The organism is Lysinibacillus fusiformis (assembly GCF_016925635.1).
Lineage (GTDB): Bacteria > Bacillota > Bacilli > Bacillales_A > Planococcaceae > Lysinibacillus > Lysinibacillus fusiformis_F.
This window is the reverse complement of sequence record NZ_CP070490.1, coordinates 913,931-930,400: the sequence shown is the minus strand read 5'-3', so window position 1 is coordinate 930,400 and position 16,470 is coordinate 913,931. Positions and strand designations below refer to the sequence as shown.

The 16,470-nt window shown below is 39.0% G+C and carries 17 protein-coding genes; 9 read left to right on the top strand and 8 right to left on the bottom strand.

Translation table 11 applies throughout. The features are described 5' to 3' along the window. Positions 1-314: 314 nt before the first annotated feature. The 3 genes from JTI58_RS04680 to JTI58_RS04670 all read right to left on the bottom strand — a co-directional run bounded on the left by JTI58_RS04680 (position 315) and on the right by JTI58_RS04670 (position 3,411). Positions 315-1,901 (bottom strand): catalase, encoded by a 1,587-nt coding sequence (locus JTI58_RS04680; RefSeq protein ID WP_205445561.1) that lies wholly within the window; start codon positions 1,899-1,901, stop codon positions 315-317. A 295-nt stretch (positions 1,902-2,196) separates the two neighbouring features. Continuing rightward, entirely contained in the window at positions 2,197-2,706 is a 510-nt protein-coding gene (locus JTI58_RS04675) for a hypothetical protein (RefSeq protein WP_205445559.1), read from the bottom strand. A gap of 15 nt (positions 2,707-2,721) precedes the next feature. Then, a complete protein-coding gene (locus JTI58_RS04670) occupies positions 2,722-3,411 on the bottom strand; it encodes a B3/B4 domain-containing protein (protein WP_205445557.1) in 690 nt (229 codons plus the stop codon). A 59-nt stretch (positions 3,412-3,470) separates the two neighbouring features. On the opposite strand from JTI58_RS04670, the gene queG reads away from it, so the two are divergent. The 3 genes from queG (at position 3,471) to trmL (ending at position 5,720) form a co-directional block, all read left to right on the top strand. Beyond that, a complete protein-coding gene (gene queG, locus JTI58_RS04665) occupies positions 3,471-4,601 on the top strand; it encodes a tRNA epoxyqueuosine(34) reductase QueG (protein WP_205445555.1) in 1,131 nt (376 codons plus the stop codon). Between the two features lie 54 nt (positions 4,602-4,655). Next, the gene (locus JTI58_RS04660) at positions 4,656-5,057 is read left to right on the top strand and encodes a hypothetical protein (protein ID WP_205445553.1); all 402 of its coding nucleotides are present in this window, start codon (positions 4,656-4,658) and stop codon (positions 5,055-5,057) included. Between the two features lie 189 nt (positions 5,058-5,246). After that, complete coding sequence (gene trmL / locus JTI58_RS04655; protein WP_205445551.1) at positions 5,247-5,720, top strand: tRNA (uridine(34)/cytosine(34)/5-carboxymethylaminomethyluridine(34)-2'-O)-methyltransferase TrmL; 474 nt, start codon at positions 5,247-5,249, stop codon at positions 5,718-5,720. A gap of 38 nt (positions 5,721-5,758) precedes the next feature. Here the strand turns inward: trmL and JTI58_RS04650 are convergent, their stop codons facing one another. Continuing rightward, on the bottom strand, positions 5,759-6,604 hold the full coding sequence (locus tag JTI58_RS04650) for a VOC family protein (RefSeq protein ID WP_205445550.1): 846 nt from the start codon (positions 6,602-6,604) through the stop codon (positions 5,759-5,761). A gap of 391 nt (positions 6,605-6,995) precedes the next feature. Here JTI58_RS04650 and JTI58_RS04645 point away from each other — a divergent pair, with 391 nt between their 5' ends. Continuing rightward, positions 6,996-7,166 (top strand): hypothetical protein, encoded by a 171-nt coding sequence (locus tag JTI58_RS04645; RefSeq protein WP_004230831.1) that lies wholly within the window; start codon positions 6,996-6,998, stop codon positions 7,164-7,166. Between the two features lie 79 nt (positions 7,167-7,245). Continuing rightward, positions 7,246-8,076 (top strand): aldo/keto reductase, encoded by an 831-nt coding sequence (locus tag JTI58_RS04640; RefSeq protein WP_205445548.1) that lies wholly within the window; start codon positions 7,246-7,248, stop codon positions 8,074-8,076. 622 nt (positions 8,077-8,698) lie between these two features. On the opposite strand, the gene JTI58_RS04635 is transcribed toward JTI58_RS04640, so the two are convergent. Beyond that, the gene (locus JTI58_RS04635; protein ID WP_205445546.1) at positions 8,699-9,538 is read right to left on the bottom strand and encodes an RluA family pseudouridine synthase; all 840 of its coding nucleotides are present in this window, start codon (positions 9,536-9,538) and stop codon (positions 8,699-8,701) included. A 54-nt stretch (positions 9,539-9,592) separates the two neighbouring features. Beyond that, positions 9,593-10,018: a disulfide formation protein C gene (locus JTI58_RS04630; RefSeq protein ID WP_205445544.1), complete on the bottom strand. Its 426-nt coding sequence runs from the start codon at positions 10,016-10,018 to the stop codon at positions 9,593-9,595. 188 nt (positions 10,019-10,206) lie between these two features. Here JTI58_RS04630 and JTI58_RS04625 point away from each other — a divergent pair, with 188 nt between their 5' ends. Beyond that, complete coding sequence (locus JTI58_RS04625) at positions 10,207-11,322, top strand: GAF domain-containing sensor histidine kinase (protein WP_054548662.1); 1,116 nt, start codon at positions 10,207-10,209, stop codon at positions 11,320-11,322. Positions 11,323-11,334: 12 nt separating this feature from the next. Continuing rightward, complete coding sequence (locus JTI58_RS04620; RefSeq protein WP_004230823.1) at positions 11,335-11,982, top strand: response regulator; 648 nt, start codon at positions 11,335-11,337, stop codon at positions 11,980-11,982. Positions 11,983-12,031: 49 nt separating this feature from the next. Here the strand turns inward: JTI58_RS04620 and JTI58_RS04615 are convergent, their stop codons facing one another. After that, positions 12,032-13,153: a response regulator gene (locus JTI58_RS04615; protein WP_205445542.1), complete on the bottom strand. Its 1,122-nt coding sequence runs from the start codon at positions 13,151-13,153 to the stop codon at positions 12,032-12,034. A 556-nt stretch (positions 13,154-13,709) separates the two neighbouring features. Here JTI58_RS04615 and JTI58_RS04610 point away from each other — a divergent pair. Together JTI58_RS04610 and JTI58_RS04605 are read left to right on the top strand one after the other, a co-directional pair. Then, positions 13,710-14,636, top strand: a complete 927-nt coding sequence (locus JTI58_RS04610) for a helix-turn-helix transcriptional regulator (RefSeq protein WP_205445540.1) — start codon at positions 13,710-13,712, stop codon at positions 14,634-14,636. Positions 14,637-14,701: 65 nt separating this feature from the next. Further along, positions 14,702-15,439 (top strand): effector binding domain-containing protein, encoded by a 738-nt coding sequence (locus JTI58_RS04605; protein WP_205445538.1) that lies wholly within the window; start codon positions 14,702-14,704, stop codon positions 15,437-15,439. Positions 15,440-15,457: 18 nt separating this feature from the next. On the opposite strand, the gene JTI58_RS04600 is transcribed toward JTI58_RS04605, so the two are convergent. Next, positions 15,458-16,360, bottom strand: coding sequence for a cation diffusion facilitator family transporter (locus JTI58_RS04600; RefSeq protein ID WP_205445537.1), 903 nt, complete (start codon positions 16,358-16,360; stop codon positions 15,458-15,460). Positions 16,361-16,470 lie beyond the last annotated feature (110 nt).

Sequence of the window (16,470 nt, the reverse complement as noted above, 5' to 3'; positions counted from 1 at the left end):
AAAGTGAAGGTGTTCACTCCTCTTTATGGAGGGGTTGTCAATACACATTGAAATAAGAGCCTATCCTCTCTCTAATCATATAAATAATGGGCTATTTTGTTCAGGAGAATACACTTTTGCAGAATGGTTGATTGGAGTGGAGCCAGTGTCACTCCTAGGGGATTTTAGCGTCACAGGTGAGACCCTGGAGCGAACGCAGTGAGTGAAGCGGCTCATCGGACGCCCCCTGGAAAGGACGCTGGCGGAACGGAAATCAACCTCTCACCTTGCCAAAAGTGCTTTTTCTGCTAGTGACATGATTTTTTTTAGCTTAGTTAATAAGGCTCGGCATCGTGTCCTTTATTCATAGCATCTTGTGGGGCTTGATCACCATTGATATTGCCAAGTGGTTTGGATGCAGAGGAGCCTTTTCTAACGTTGTGCAAACCTTCCTTGAGTAAGCGACCATATTCTTCATCGGCTTCTTCTGCCAAAGCAATCATGGCGTTTTGAATGTCCTCATGACAGACCGATAGATCATTTATTAAATTTTCAAGAAGTTCATCGCGCTCCCACTGTTCAAAGTTACGATAAGTCTCACCGGCCTGTTTGGTATTACTTTGACGATCAATCGATTCGCGAACAAGATTTCCTTCAATGTATGGTGTGTATTCTTTACCCGCTTGTGTTGCTTCCTTTAATCCATTAAGCATGGACGGCTCATAATTAATATGTGGATTTTGGCCAGGTGCCAAATCACGCTTGTACATCATTTGCCCACCATGTTGATTGGTCGCTACACGTTTTTTAGGTGCGTTAATTGGAAGCTGTAAGTAGTTGGCTCCTACACGATGGCGTTGTGTATCAGAATAAGAGAAAGTACGACCTTGCAACATTTTATCATCAGAGAAATCTAAGCCATCAACAAGTACCCCTGTGCCGAAAGTAGACTGTTCCACCTCAGCAAAATAATCTTCAGGGTTTTTGTTTAACACCATTTTGCCGACTGGATACCATGGGAATTGATCGTTTGGCCAAAGCTTTGTGTCATCCAATGGATCAAAATCAAGCTCAGGGTGTGGGCCATCCTCCATAATTTGAACATGTAGCTCCCATTCAGGGAAGTCTCCACGTTCGATAGCATCATATAAATCTTGTGTAGCATGATTGAAATTTTTCTGTTGGATTTCTTCTGCTTCTTTTTGTGTTAAATTTTTAATGCCTTGTAGTGGTTCCCAATGATATTTGACAAGGACTGCCTTGCCTTCACTATTCACCCACTTGTACGTATTAACCCCAGAGCCCTGCATCATACGATAATTAGCTGGAATCCCCCAAGGAGAGTACACGAATGTTACCATATGGAAGGTTTCTGGTGAGCTAGCGCAAAAATCAAAGAAACGTTCAACGTTTTGAATATTAGTAATGGGGTCAGGCTTAAAAGCATGAATCATATCTGGAAATTTCAGTGCATCCCGGATAAAGAAGATTTTTAAATTATTACCTACTAAATCCCAGTTGCCATCCTCTGTATAAAACTTTACTGCAAAACCACGGGGATCACGTAATGTTTCTGGAGAGTGACCACCATGGATAACAGTTGAAAAGCGCACAAAGACAGGCGTTTTCTTCCCTTTATCCTGAAAGACTTTTGCGCGTGTATATTTAGAAATGGGTGCATTGCCAACAACACCATAGGATTCAAAATACCCATGTGCCCCAGCACCACGAGCATGCACAACCCGTTCTGGAACTCTTTCTCTGTCAAAGTGGCTCATCTTCTCTAGAAAATCATAATTTTCAAGTGTTGCAGGACCTCGATTACCAACTGTTCTTAAATTTTGATTGTTCGTAATTGGATGTCCCTGTCGATTGGTCAATGTCATATCTTGCTCATGTGTTGAATCATTTTGCTGTGTCATAGTATGACCCCTTTCCTATAGATACTTCCATTTTGTCCTTGAATGGGGCAAACTAGTCATCCAAATTATTCTTTGAGCTAATAAAAAAGCTCTCCATACATAAATGTAGGAGAGCCTTGGATGGCGTTTTCAAATGGAATCAAGTTGTTTTGAGTATGGCCATTGCTTATAGTTGGTCATGAGTCATCGGTCATACAGTAACAGGTAACTTGTCATTGGTTTTTAACTAATTAGCCGAAAAGCTAGATTTGAAAACAGCACATCCAACTCGGTTTGGAGTCTCACCGCCCCGAGGCTAGAAATAACGGGAATCGTCAAAGTTAATTTGAATACTGTAATTTTTTGAATTGATAAGATTGGATAGTTTATGTGCATCTTTTTCAAGCTTCGTTGCTCGTTCTCGATATTCATCCGGCTCATACAAAGCGATTTCATATAACATTGTATTTTCGCCATAGCCAAATCTTACACTCTCTTTTTCTCGCATACTGAAATCTTTACACAAATCAGCCTCAGCACGGAGTTGTGTCGCTAGTTCGATGGCTTCTACTAGTGCTAGCTTTTGACCTTTAAAATCTACTGTGTTTTGGATGTTTGCTTCATAGACTAGGCGGTCTAATGTACGTGTATCTAGACGAACTTGTGCTAAGTCAGCTTCAATAAGGGGGAGGGCTCGATTACTTGTTTTAGGAGCTTGTCCCTTTTCAACTGTTACAAAAGCACTGCGATGTAGTTCACTTACTAGCTCTTGAGTTTTCTTTCCTAAAATACTTTTTAGTTTAACAGCTTCTGCAAGATTAATCACGAAAACACGTCCTTTTTATAGTGTTATAGATGGCTCATCATTCGAAATGAGGGCGATTTGATAATGTCCGCTATGAATTTGATTAAACATTTTCCCTGCTGATGCAAGTAGTTCTTTAGATGCGTCATTTGTTAAAGATGGTCGGAGATAAAATAGATGTAACGCCCCTGTTGTTTCCTCTGTGACAGCTGTGCGTTTAGAATCAACAAAAGGTGAGCCAAATGCTCCTACCTCATCACGACTGTAGAGAATATTAGCTAATGTATTAAAGCGCCCATTCAAACCATCATAACCAATTTCGTCATGACCAAGATCAATTTCTACAAATTCTTTGATTTGAGCGATATCATAAAGTCCAATAGGCATTTCATATTGGAGTGAAAAGAAATTATTTAAATCAACACCTGAATGAATTGGCGTTAAGTAGTTTTGCTTACTAATTCGACGCATTAGGCTTTCTGCTGCGTGACGATAACGGTTTGGATCAGCACCAAGCTTTTTCCAGAGCTGTCGCCATTCTGCAATACCCTCACGCTGTGTTACAGGAAGTTCCTGCATTTCAAGAAAGAGATTTTCCTGATACAATTGCATACGCCCTTTAATCATTTGAGGAGATTCCGCTACGGCAATTTTGGTATAATGAATAATGCCGATTTTTAGCTCGGGATGTTGTGTTAATAGAGATTGGTTAATGGAAATTTCCAATGAACATCACCTACTTTATCTATTTCTATTATTGTACCATGTAAGGAGTTGGAAATAAAATGAACATACACGACCTACAACATGATTTTGTGGCATATGCGATGTCCATTGGTGTTGATAAAATAGGTTTTACAACAGCAGCTCCCTTTACAGAATTAAAAAACAGATTGCGTCGACAGCAGGAGCTCGGCTATCAGTCTGGATTTGAAGAAAGTGATATTCAAAAACGTACAGAACCCCTTCAACTACTAGATGAAGCAGAGAGTATTGTAGCAATAGCGGTTGCTTACCCTTCACGTATGCAAAATGCACCAATTGGTAAAAAGGGTGCGCGACGTGGAATTTTCTGCCGTGCTTCATGGGGTGTTGATTATCATACAGCATTACGCGAGCGTTTAAAGTTATTATCTGCTTGGCTTGAGGAACATGTCGAAGGTGTACGTATTGAATCAATGGTAGATACAGGAGCACTTGTAGATCGAGCGGTAGCAGAACGTGCAGGCATTGGTTGGAGCGGCAAAAATTGCTCGATTATCACGCCTGAATTTGGTTCCTATGTGTATTTGGGAGAGCTCATTACAAATATTCCATTTGCGCCAGATAAGCCAATGGAGGATGAATGCGGAGATTGTCGCCTATGCTTGGATGTTTGTCCAACGGGAGCCTTAATCCAAGGTGGACAATTGAATGCACAGCGCTGTATTGCTTTTCTGACTCAAACGAAGGGAACATTGCCAGATGAGTTTCGTAGTCATATCGGTAATCGACTTTATGGCTGTGATACATGTCAGACCGTATGTCCTAAAAATAAAGGGAAAATTAATTGGATGCATGAAGAATTTATGCCAGATCCAGAGCTAGCCAAGCCATTACTGACACCGCTTTTAACGATTTCCAATCGAGAATTTAAGGCGAAGTATGGTCACGTCTCAGGCTCATGGCGTGGGAAAAAGCCTATCCAACGTAACGCCATCTTGGCACTTGCTCATTTTAAAGAGGAAGCCGCCATACCAGATCTGATTGCTTTACTTCATAAAGATGACCGCCCTGTCATTCGAGGAACAGCTGCATGGGCTTTGGGCAAGATAGGCGGAGAAACGGCCCAATCAGCTTTACATGAAGCGGAAGCTATCGAGCAGGACGAAGAAGTACTGAGTGAAATTCATAAAGGGTTGCAGTTTTTCAAGTAAGATTGGATCTAGGGACAATTGGTTAACTACAGTTCAATGTAGGGATGAAATCAGTTGATTGGAGTCCCTACGATTGGGAGAAGAGCCGCTCCAAAAGAAGAATACCCCGCTCAATCTGTGAGAGAAGCCGCTCCAAAAGAAGAGGGATCCGCTCAAACTGGGGGGAGAGTCGCTTCAAAAGAAGAGAACTCCGCTCAACGTGTGAGAAGAACCGCTCTAAAAGAAGCGAATCCCGCTCAACGTGTGAGAAGAGCCGCTCTAAAAGAAGAGAACTCCGCTCAACGTGTGAGAAGAGCCGCTCCAAAAGAAGAGTACCCCGCTCAATCTGTGAGAGAAGCCGCTCTAAAAGAGGAGGGATCCGCTCAAACTGGGGGGAGAGTCGCTCCAAAAGAAGAGGGATCCGCTCAAACTGGGGGAGAGTCGCTCCAAAAGAAGAGAAGCTCGCTCAACGTGTGAGAAGAGCCGCTCTAAAAGAAGAGGGATCCGCTCACACCGTGAGGAGAACCGCTCAAACAGAAGAGAACCCCGCTCAACCCGTGAGAAGAGCCACTCTAAAAGGAGAGAAGTTGATCCAAAAGAGTCCGACTTCGTTAAACTCTTAAAAGAGCCAACTTAAAGAAAAATTTAATAAGGAAGTGTGTCGTTATGCCATTGCATATCGTTTTATATCAACCAGAAATACCAGCCAATACAGGAAATATTGCTCGTACCTGTGCAGGTACTAATACATCGCTCCATTTAATTCGTCCACTAGGTTTTTCAACGGATGATAAAATGCTGAAACGGGCGGGCTTAGATTATTGGCATAGTGTGAATATTGTTTATCATGATTCACTTGATGATTTTATAGAGTACTCTAAAAATGGAGATGTTTATTTAATCGAAACGTATAGTGACGAGCCGTTTTCGACACATGATTTTAGCGATCAAGACCGAGATATTTATTTTATGTTTGGGAAAGAAACAACTGGTTTGCCGAAGGACTTTGCTTACGAACGCCGAGATATGTGCTTGCGTATTCCGCAAAGTGATCATGTGCGATCACTCAATTTGTCCAATACGGCTGCGATTGTTATTTATGAGGCATTACGTCAGCAAGGATATCCAGGTTTACATTAAAAAGCAGTTCTCCACATGTGAGAACTGCTTTTTTCATACTAAAACTTTAATAGCACGACATTTCCAGCTGGGTCCTCTGTTTGGAACCCTCCATCGATTTCCGTAACGGGTGACCCCATTACACGAAGGTTTTCTTTCATTGTTGCTGCTTGTTTTTCATTATCTAAGCGCAACGAGAACGTTTTTAAGCCGACATGGTTTTGTCCAAGCTTTGGCGCATTTTCTGAGTGCCAAGTGTTTAAACCAATATGATGATGATAACGGCCTGTAGAAATAAATAATGCTTGGGACCCGTAGCGTGTGACAATATCATAACCTAATCCCTTTGTATAAAATTGCTCAGCTTCAGCTAAGTTGGAGACCGATAAATGAATATGGCCCATCACTGTACCAACAGGAAGTCCATTCCAGTTTCCATGTCCATCTTCTAAAATAGAACGAATATTGAGTGGTTCTGTCACCATATGCACATGATCGTTATGCCATGTCCATTCACTTTCAGGACGATCTGTATAAATCTCGATACCATTGTGATCAGGATCATTTAAATAGAGTGCTTCGCTTACAGCATGGTCAGAAGCCCCAAGGTACACGCCTTTTTCGTGGAAATGAGTAATGATGTTAGCTAAGTCATGGCGAGTTGGTAATAATAAGGCGAAGTGATAAAGACCTGTCGTCATGCTAAGCTTTTCTTCCACTGTTTCAGGCTGAACAATGGTTAATAGAGCTGTTTCTCCATCGGCAGTTAATGTGGCTTTATGTGATTCTTGTTGTAAAATTTTAAAGCCGATGATTTCTTGATAAAAGGTTAAGGAGCGCTGTAGATCACTTACTTTTATTTCAACATTCGTTACATATGTGTTAGGTTTTTCATGAAAATGCATATAGGATTCCTCCGAATAGTTATTTTTTTTCATTAAGTTACTTTATGTAAGTTAGTTTATTTTAAAAATAAAGGAAAGTCAAGTATTTCTATTGTTCCACAAAAAAAGAAAATCACTAAGCTTTTCTAAATGCTTAGTGATTTTCTTGAGATATTATTTGTCAGCTTTGTAGTCGCCTTCGTATCCAGCAGTGAAAATAGCTGTTAAGAAAGCAACTGTTACACCAATGATTAATAATAATTTCATGGAAGTAACCCTCCTCATGTTATAAAGAAATCTCTTTTTAGTATAGCCTATCTACTTTAAAAATGAAACGACATAGCAGAATAAAATATGTCAGAAATGGTTCAAACAGATTAATATCGGGAAAACTATTAATGAGGTGATCATTATGGAAAAAAAGGTGCCAAATATTGAAAATGGGACAATGGTGAGAGATATGAAGGAATTAAAAGATTTGGGCAAACAGATGGAGCATTTACGTGATGGTCTAGAGCTTGCAGAGGATGAGCGCATCGCTGATCCAATTCAATTGGAAGATGTTGAACAAAAGAAAAAGTAGTATATAAAACAGCCGCTTTATTTTTCTTAAATCCAATTTTTTGTATAATGGTACTAGGAAAAGAAAGGGGTTGTGCTTTTTGAATTTACAATCAACGAAAACATTATCAAATGGTATAGAAATGCCTCGTTTTGGCTTAGGTGTTTACAAAATGACAGAACGTGAGGAAACATTACAGGCTATTGATAAAGCACTTCAATACGGTTATCGAGCTATTGATACAGCATCCTTATATGGGAATGAGGTAGAAGTAGGAGAAGCAATTCGTCATTCAGGCATTCATCGTGAAGATATTTTTGTTACAACAAAAGTATGGAATAATGACCAAGGATATGATGCAACATTACGTGCTTTTGAGGTTTCGCTAAAGAATTTAAATATGGATTACCTAGACTTATATTTAACTCATTGGGCTGTCCCAGAAACATTTGAAGAAACATATCGAGCTATTGAGCGCCTTTACGATGAAAAATTAATTCGCGCAACAGGTGTATCGAATCATCATGAGCATCATTTAGAAAAAATATTGGCAAAGTCAAATATCGCGCCAATGGTCAATCAAGTGGAGATGCATCCATATTTACAGCAGCAGCCATTAAGCGCATTTTGCAGTGAACATCAAATTGCTGTTACGGCATGGTCACCACTAGGACGCGGAGGTGTACTTGCGGATCCTACCATTATTGAAATCGGGCAAGAAATCGATAAAACCCCTGCTCAGGTAGTGCTACGTTGGCATTTACAAAATGATACACTCGTTATTCCAAAATCAGTGACACCGAGCCGAATTGAGGAAAATGCAAAGATTTTTGACTTTGAATTAACACAAGAACAAATGGAGAAAATGGCAACATTAAATCGTAACCAACGTTTTGGGCAAGATCCAGATCATTTCAAATTCGATTTTTAGAAAATGAGTAAATCCCGCTCTCAGATAGAGAGGCGGGATTTCATATTGTTGAAAAAAGATCGTGTCACTAGCAGAAAAAGAACTTTTGGCAAGGTGAGGGGTTGATTTCCGTTCCGCCAACGTCCTTTCCAGGGGGCGTCCGATGAGCCGCTTCACTCACTGCGTTCGCTCCAGGGTCTCCTCTGTGACGCTAAATCCCCTAGGAGTGACGCTGGCTCCACTCCAATCAACCATGTGCAACCTTATCTTTCATACTAGCCGAAGCAACCAAAATAGCTCATCATTTGTATAATTAGAGATAGGATTGACTCTTATTTTCAATGTGTAGTGATAACACCCCTCCATAAAGAGTAGTGAACACCTTCATTATATTTGAAAACCTTTGCTAAAAAGTTAACATTTTGTAGGTTGAAGTGGGAGGCTACTTGACTCCCGTGGGATAGCGAGACAGGCGAGCCCCTGCACGGAGCGGTAGCGGAGGAAGCGGCTCGGCGCTCGCCCACAGGAAAGCAAGTAGCCTGCAATGGAAACCATTTTCACCTTTCACCAAAACTCTATTGATGGTTTTGTTTTTCAACACTATGAAATCCCGCTCTCCAACAGAGAGGCGGGATCTTTTTTCTTATTGCTCGTCCTTGACGATAATACGTTTATTTAAAAATGGATGTTCAAATTCTAATTGAATGGCATGCAGTTCGTAGTCATCACTTGCTGTTTCTCGTGCACCATACATAGTATCCCCAATAATTGGATGGCCGATATAGGCTAAATGCACACGAATTTGATGTGTTCGCCCAGTCTCAAGTATAAGATGAACAACACAGGAATTTTTGTAGCGGGCCACCACTTCATAGTGTGTTACAGCATGCTGTCCAGTTTTAGATACAACACGTCTTGTGGCATGATGGCGGTCTTTGCCAATTGGTTCAGCAATCGTTCCAGAAGCTGTTCGTAAATTACCTTGCACCTCTGCTGCATACGTACGAATAATGGTTTTTTCCTCAATCATTCGATCAAAAATGGACTTTGCTAAAGGGTGCTTTGCAACTAGTAATAAGCCTTGTGTCCCTTTATCGAGACGATGAACATGCTCAGCATAAATACCACCTTGTTCTTTGATATGTGCCATGACATGGTTCATACATGTATGTGTATCACGAGCATCATTAGGATGTGTTGCCATACCTTTTGGCTTCGATACGATTAAACAATGGTCATCCTCATAGACTACATCAATAGCACATACAGGTGTTGGTTTGTAGCTAGATGTTGGAATAGGAAACGTAAATTTGATAATTGTTCCAGTTTGTAAAGGTGTTTTCCATTGAATCAGCTCATCATTTGCCAATGTGATGGCTTTGGCCATACGCAATTCATGAACGAGCTTTTTACCAAGTTGCCACTGATTACGTAGCAATTCTTCCACACTTAAGTTATCTTCAGCGATTTCATAATGAAACATAGATCTTCCTCCGTAGAAAAAACCGTATTCCAAAGGTAGAACACGGTCTTCCGATTATTTTGCAGCTTTAGAAGCTTTTATTAAATAAAAGCTTGCCCCTGCGATTAAAATAAATGCAGTTAATGCTAAAAACGGAATCGTAATAAAGCCTAGCCAGTTAATATATTGTCCTGTACAGGAAACTGCGCCACAGGAAGGGGCATTTTCAGCTAAATAGCTAAGCTTTTGAATTCCGTAATGGTAAAGTGAAATACTGCCGCCAATGACAGAAAATACAGCTGTTGTGACAGCAATACGTGCATTTTTTTGTATAAATGCTACTGTCGTCATAATAACAATTGGATACATAAAAATACGTTGAATCCAACATAATTTACAAGGTTCATAGTGACGAATTTCAGAAAAATATAAAGAACCTAACGTTGCTATAGCAGAAACAATCCAAATAAATAATAAGCCATTTTCCTCTTTTTTAGACATATCCAATCTTCCCTTCATAAAACCATGTCCTTGTTCGATTATAGTGGTTCTAGTTTTATATGTAAATCAACTTACACAAAATAAGGTATGTGATGAAATTCAGTCTAAAGTATGAACGGCGGAAGCAGACGCTTTCAATAGCTTAATGGTATCATTAACAATAGTAATGCTAAAGAAGAGGTGTTTTCGTGAGGGAGAATGAGCATTCCAATATCAGTATTTTAAAAGAAATTGCTGAACTATTAAATGAAGAAACTGAAATTGTCACAATGCTAAAAGGTGCACTCATCAAATTTTTAAATGGCACCAACTTTGAAACAGGCTGGATTTTTTTTATTGATGCAAAGGGGCGCTCAGAGCTTGTTGTCCATGAAAATTTACCAGAGGCATTAGAATATAACAATTGTCATTATTTAAAAAAGGGTGGCTGTTGGTGTGTATCACGTTATCGCAATGAAGAGCTAAAAAAAGCCTCCAATATTATCGAGTGTCAGCGTATTGAAAGTGCCATAGCCGCAAATGTTGGGGATCATGAAGGAATTACACATCATGCGACAGTACCTCTACAATCAGGACAAGAACGTTTTGGGGTATTAAATGTCGCATCTAAGGATACAGTGCGCTTTTCAGAGGAGGAGCTAGCTTTATTAGAATCCGTTGCCTTTCAGATGGGGTCGGCTATTAAGCGAATTTTACTGACAAAGCAGGAGCAGGAAATGGCACTTGTGAAGGAGCGTAATCGTCTAGCTCGTGATTTACACGATTCAGTCAATCAACTACTCTTCTCGGTCACGTTAACAGCAAGAGCTGGCATTGAGATGACGGATGATTGTGAAGTAAAAGAAACATTTAAAGAGATTCAGCATTTAACACAAGATGCACTAACAGAGATGCGTGCGCTAATTTGGCAACTGCGACCTAAAGGGTTAGAAAATGGTTTACTTGAGGCCATGAAAGTATATGCTGAAATGCTTGGCTTGAAACTACATGTTACGGTTTCAGGTGTATTGCAATTTCCCTCACGTATTGAAGAAACATTATTTCGAGTAGCGCAAGAGGCTTTAAATAATGTACGTCGCCATGCAGGTGTATTAGAGGCAGCATTGTATATTACTGTTACATCAACAGATATATTGTTGGTTATTCGTGATGAGGGACGAGGCTTTGTTATTGATAACAATACAAAGTTGCTGTCGATGGGCTTACAATCTATCAAGGATCGTGCAAAATCAGTGGGTGGAACTGCTGACTGGGTAAGTGAAATTGGCAAAGGTACGGAGCTGCTAATCCGCTTGCCGTATTAAGGGGGAGAGGACATGATACGTGTATTAATTGCAGACGATCATCACGTAGTGCGAAGAGGACTACTGTTTTTCTTAAAGACACAAAAGGATATTGAAGTTGTTGGAGAGGCGAAAAATGGGCATGAAGCCGTAGCATTAGCGGAAAGCATCCAACCAGATATTATCTTAATGGATTTAGTCATGCCTGAAATGGATGGCATTCAGGCAACTAAACGCATCAAAGCAAAGTTTCCGCAAATAGAAATTTTAATGCTTACTAGCTTTTCTGATCGAGATCATGTGGTCCCAGCAATGGAGGCAGGAGCGGCGGGCTATCAGTTAAAAGATATCGAGCCAGATGAATTGGTCTTATCCATTCGTCGTATTATGCGTGGGGAAAACACTTTGCATCCTGAAGCAACGACAACGCTTGAAATGGATCGCCAAGAGTCACAGAACGCACCCCATTTATTAAATCCGCTGACACCTCGTGAGCAGGATGTGCTAGCAGAGCTCACCAAGGGCAAGAGTAATCGGGAAATTGCATCCTCACTCTTTGTCACAGAAAAAACGGTGAAAACCCATATTTCAAATATTTTTACAAAGCTACAAGTACAGGACCGTACCCAGGCAGCGCTATATGCTGTTAAGCACGGGCTAACTGAGGGTAGCGGTATGTAAATAAACGGCGAGCTTCTACTCACATAGTAGCACTCGCCGTTTTTTTACATTATTTTTGTTGAGCAAATAATTTTTTGGATATCTCTAATAATGTAGAGCTTGGTGTTAGTGCTAGATCTTCCTCTAGTTTTTGTTTATATGTTTGGAAAATTTTATGCGCCTGTTCATGAAACCCTGCCTGTATTAACGTATATAAATAGTACTCAAGTTTTTGTTCATTGTATGGATCATATTCTAATAATGCATGTAAAAATTCCATCGCTCTTTCAGTATCTGAAAAGATCGTTGTTTGAAATCCCTTTTCTAATAACTCTATGTATGATTTCATTAATTTATCCTTATAGGCAGTTGACCATTCATAATCATCAAAAACAAAAAGGCCATTCTTATAAATAGAAAGACATTGATTAATCAAAGAAATAGAGGGGAATTCCAGTCGTGAAAAATCTTCATGAAGTTTTTGAAAATCGTATAAATCACACACAATATTTGGCCTTTCAAAGATATAGTATTTATTTGAAAAGACAATACAGTTTTCATAGCCAATTGTATTTAAAGTTTTCCTTAAATAGGAAAGAGCCGTATGAAGATTGGATTTGGCCCGCACATAATCTAAATCTGGCCATAGAATTTCAATTAAATAATCTCGATGAATTGGTATATTTGGGTGCAAAATAAAATAAGCAAACAATTCCTTCGTTTTTTCAGTTTTAAATGCCACTAAACTATTGTTACTATAGACGGCAAATTGATCAAAGCACTGTACATTTAATAAAGTTTGTGTAGCTTGTTGAAGCATTTGCTGTATAGAAAATTCATGCTCAATACGGGCTATTGTTTTTTCTAAACGGGCATGACTGATAGGCTTTAATACATAGTCAAGACTACCAATCTCATAGGCTTGTAATGCAAATTCATGATAGGAGGTAATAAAAATAACACTGACTTGTGGACGCTCTGTTTTAATAATATCAGCTACTTCAAGTCCTGATAATTCTTGAAGTTTTACCTCTAAAAAGATAGCCTCAAACTCCATAGTCGGCAACTCATTCAGAAATACTTCTACACTTGTAAAGGTTTGAATCACCTGTATTTGTTGAAAGGCATGTAGTTTACTTTGAAAATAGTGTAAAGCTAAAGGTTCATTGTCTATTAAAACGGCTCGAATCACATCAAACTCTCCTTTTTACAATTAAATTAAAAACATTAAACTCTAGTTCATTTTGGGTGAAAAGGCTTTCTATATATAGTGAAGGGCAAGAAAAGTGGATATCACTCAACTTTTCTATTAAAAATTTGATACTAGAAAAAAGCAATTTGTGTTGTAGTACTTCCACAGGTGAGAGTCCATGAATCCTGATGTGTGTTGTTACATCATGTCAAATCCATTCAAAGAAAGTTTCGCCGTTCAATATATAGAAGATAAAAGTTTTGTATGTTGTGTTAAGAGAATTGAAATAATTGTTTAGGCGTTTAAATCAAACTATTCTTATACAAAAATAAAACAACATAGTATTTGGAATGAAAGTTGAATAGGGGCATAAGCCTTGTTTTTTCTTATATTGCTAAAATAGTATAATTGTTGTAACAATAATTAGGCGTTATTATAGTACATTTGTCTTAAAAAATACTCAAAAAGTACTTAAAAAATACTTAAAAAGATAGGATATTAATTAAAATAGAAGTGTATATAGGAATAATGGGATAGCATGAAAGGAGATTTTACCATGAAATTAGAGCGTCTTCTAACAATGACGATGATTTTAATCAACCGTAAAAAGGTGAAGGCTCAGGAATTAGCAGAGCTGTTTAATGTTTCCGTTCGTACAATTTATCGAGATATTGAAACACTGAGCTGTGCAGGTGTACCTGTTATTAGTCAACAAGGTGTAAATGGTGGCATCAGTTTAATCGATGGCTATCGTGTTGATAAGCAAGTGTTGACGAAGGACGAGCTGACGTCACTTTCTATTGCGATTAAAAGTGCTTTGACTACTTATGAAGATGCCCACGCTGAAGCTGTGCTTGAGAAAATAACGAGTATTGCTGATGATCATGTAAAACAATCAATGGATCACTTATTTGTCGATCTTAGTCCATGGGGCCCAAACGTTCTTTTTAAAGAGCATATTACGACACTAAAGAAAGCAATAGAGCGTAAGCATTGTATAAGCTTTCATTACTCTACTACGTATGGGGAGCAAACAAGTCGAATAGTTGAACCACATACAATTGTGCAAAAAGGTAAGATATGGTATTTATATGGCTATTGTACATTAAGAAAGGATTTTCGTTTATTTAAGCTTGCGAGAATGAAAAACTTACTACAAGTTGATTCTACCTTTGAGCGGAAGGAAGTGAATTTAAGTGAACTTCCTTGGGGGAAAGAATGGCATCGACCACAAAACGTAGTCGATTTAGTCATTTTTTTTGATAAAGACATCACGACATTAGTGGAGGAATCCTTTGGTGCAGAACATATAGACCATGACTATTCTATGATTAATATAGCTATACCCGAAGATGAATGGCTTTATGGCTTCTTGCTCAGCTTTGGGCATCGCATTAAAATCATTGAACCTCTTTATATAAGAGATATTATTCAAAAACGCGCACAAGAAATTGTTCAATTATATAAAAATCTAGACAATTGATGACAGACAGTTGTCAGGTTTCCTTTGGTATAGTAAGGACAAATAAAGCGAAAGGTGGAATGACGATGCAAAGCTATTGTCAAAGCTGTGGTATGCCTTTAGTAGACGAGGCGTTATTGGGCACTGAAAAGGAAGGGAACAAAAGTCAGGATTATTGTACATATTGTTATGAGGGAGGCGAGTTTAAACAACCTCATTTAACAGTGGAAGAAATGATTGAAAATTGTGTACCACATCTTAAGGAAGATGGTATGTCTGAAAACGAGGCACGTAATATGCTGACTTCCTTTTTGCCAAGTTTAAAGCGATGGAGAAAAAATGAGTGGAAAGAACCAAAAGTGGTTGAATTGAACGCATTTAATATCGTAGGCATTTCAACTCAAACAAGTAATGCAAATGAAATAACAGAACAAGCTAAAATTCCGCAATTATGGGATCACTTTTATCAGCAAAATATTGCGGGCAAAATAGCAGAGCGAAAAAATGGTAATGTCTATGGTTTGTATTCGGACTATGAAACGGATGTGAATGGTAATTACAACATTACACTTGGTGTAGAGGTAAATAATGATAACATTCCAGCTGATTTAGTAGTGAAAATGATTCCAGCGGCTAAGTATTTAGTTTTTACATCTGATAAAGGAACAATGCCAGACGTTGTCATTCAAACTTGGCAAGAAATTTGGGCGTGGTTTGCAAATTCTAAAGTTGAACGAACATACACAGGCGACTTTGAACTTTATGATGAACGATGCGCTAACCCACACGAATCACAAGTAGATATTTATATAGCTATTAAATAAAAATAAGTCTCTTACCAATCAATTGGTAGGAGACTTATCGTCGTTTTGTGGAGGGATTATATGTGGCTCAATATGCACGAGAACCTGACAAAAGCGATTTTCACGCATAATGGTATGCTCAATTTCTTCTGTAATGCGATGACTTTCAAAGACATTTAAATAAGGATCCACTGTGACAGTAACGTCGATGAAATACATATTGCCATGTGCACGTCCTTTAAAGTCTAAAAGCTCCATCACTCCGTCTACGTTCTGGATTAAGAACGATAATGTTTCAACTTCATCAATATCAAATGCATCTGTAAGGCTTTGAACAGCTTCCCAAAAGATTTCTACTGCTGTTTTAATAATTAAAAAGGCAACAATGAGAGCTGTAAGTGAATCAATGATTGGGAAGCCGAAAATGGCTCCAAAAATTCCAATAGCTGTACCGATACTGACAAGTGCATCAGAGCGATTGTCAAAGGCGGCTGCTTTAACAGCGGCACTTTTAATTTTTTTAGACAGTGCTAAATTATAACGATAAACCACATACATGACAGCGGCACTACCGATTGCTACATATGCAGTTAACAGAGAAGGTGTTGTACCAGTAGGTGCCCATAAGCTTTTTAAAGAACTAACTAATACTTGAAGACCAACAACGAGCATAATGAACGATGCTACTAAAGAAGCAACAGTCTCAGCACGTAAATGTCCGTATTGGTGGTTGGAATCAGGTGGTCTTTGGGCAATACGTAATCCAATCAATACGGCGATGGATGCAATGATATCAGTGGTGTTGTTTAAACCATCTGCTTTCAACGCCTCAGATGTACCAATGTAGCCTATTGTAAGCTTGGCAGAGCTGAGGATTAGATATGTACCAATGGATAGCCATGCACCTTTTTCCCCTTGACGTAAATTTGTATAGAGCTCCATTTTGTTTCCTCCTCGCAAAACTTTCGGACATTAGAAAACGACCCCCTTTTAAAAGGGAGTCGTTTTCATCTATTTATTACGGTAGTTGCTCCCACCTATATAAGGTGTGA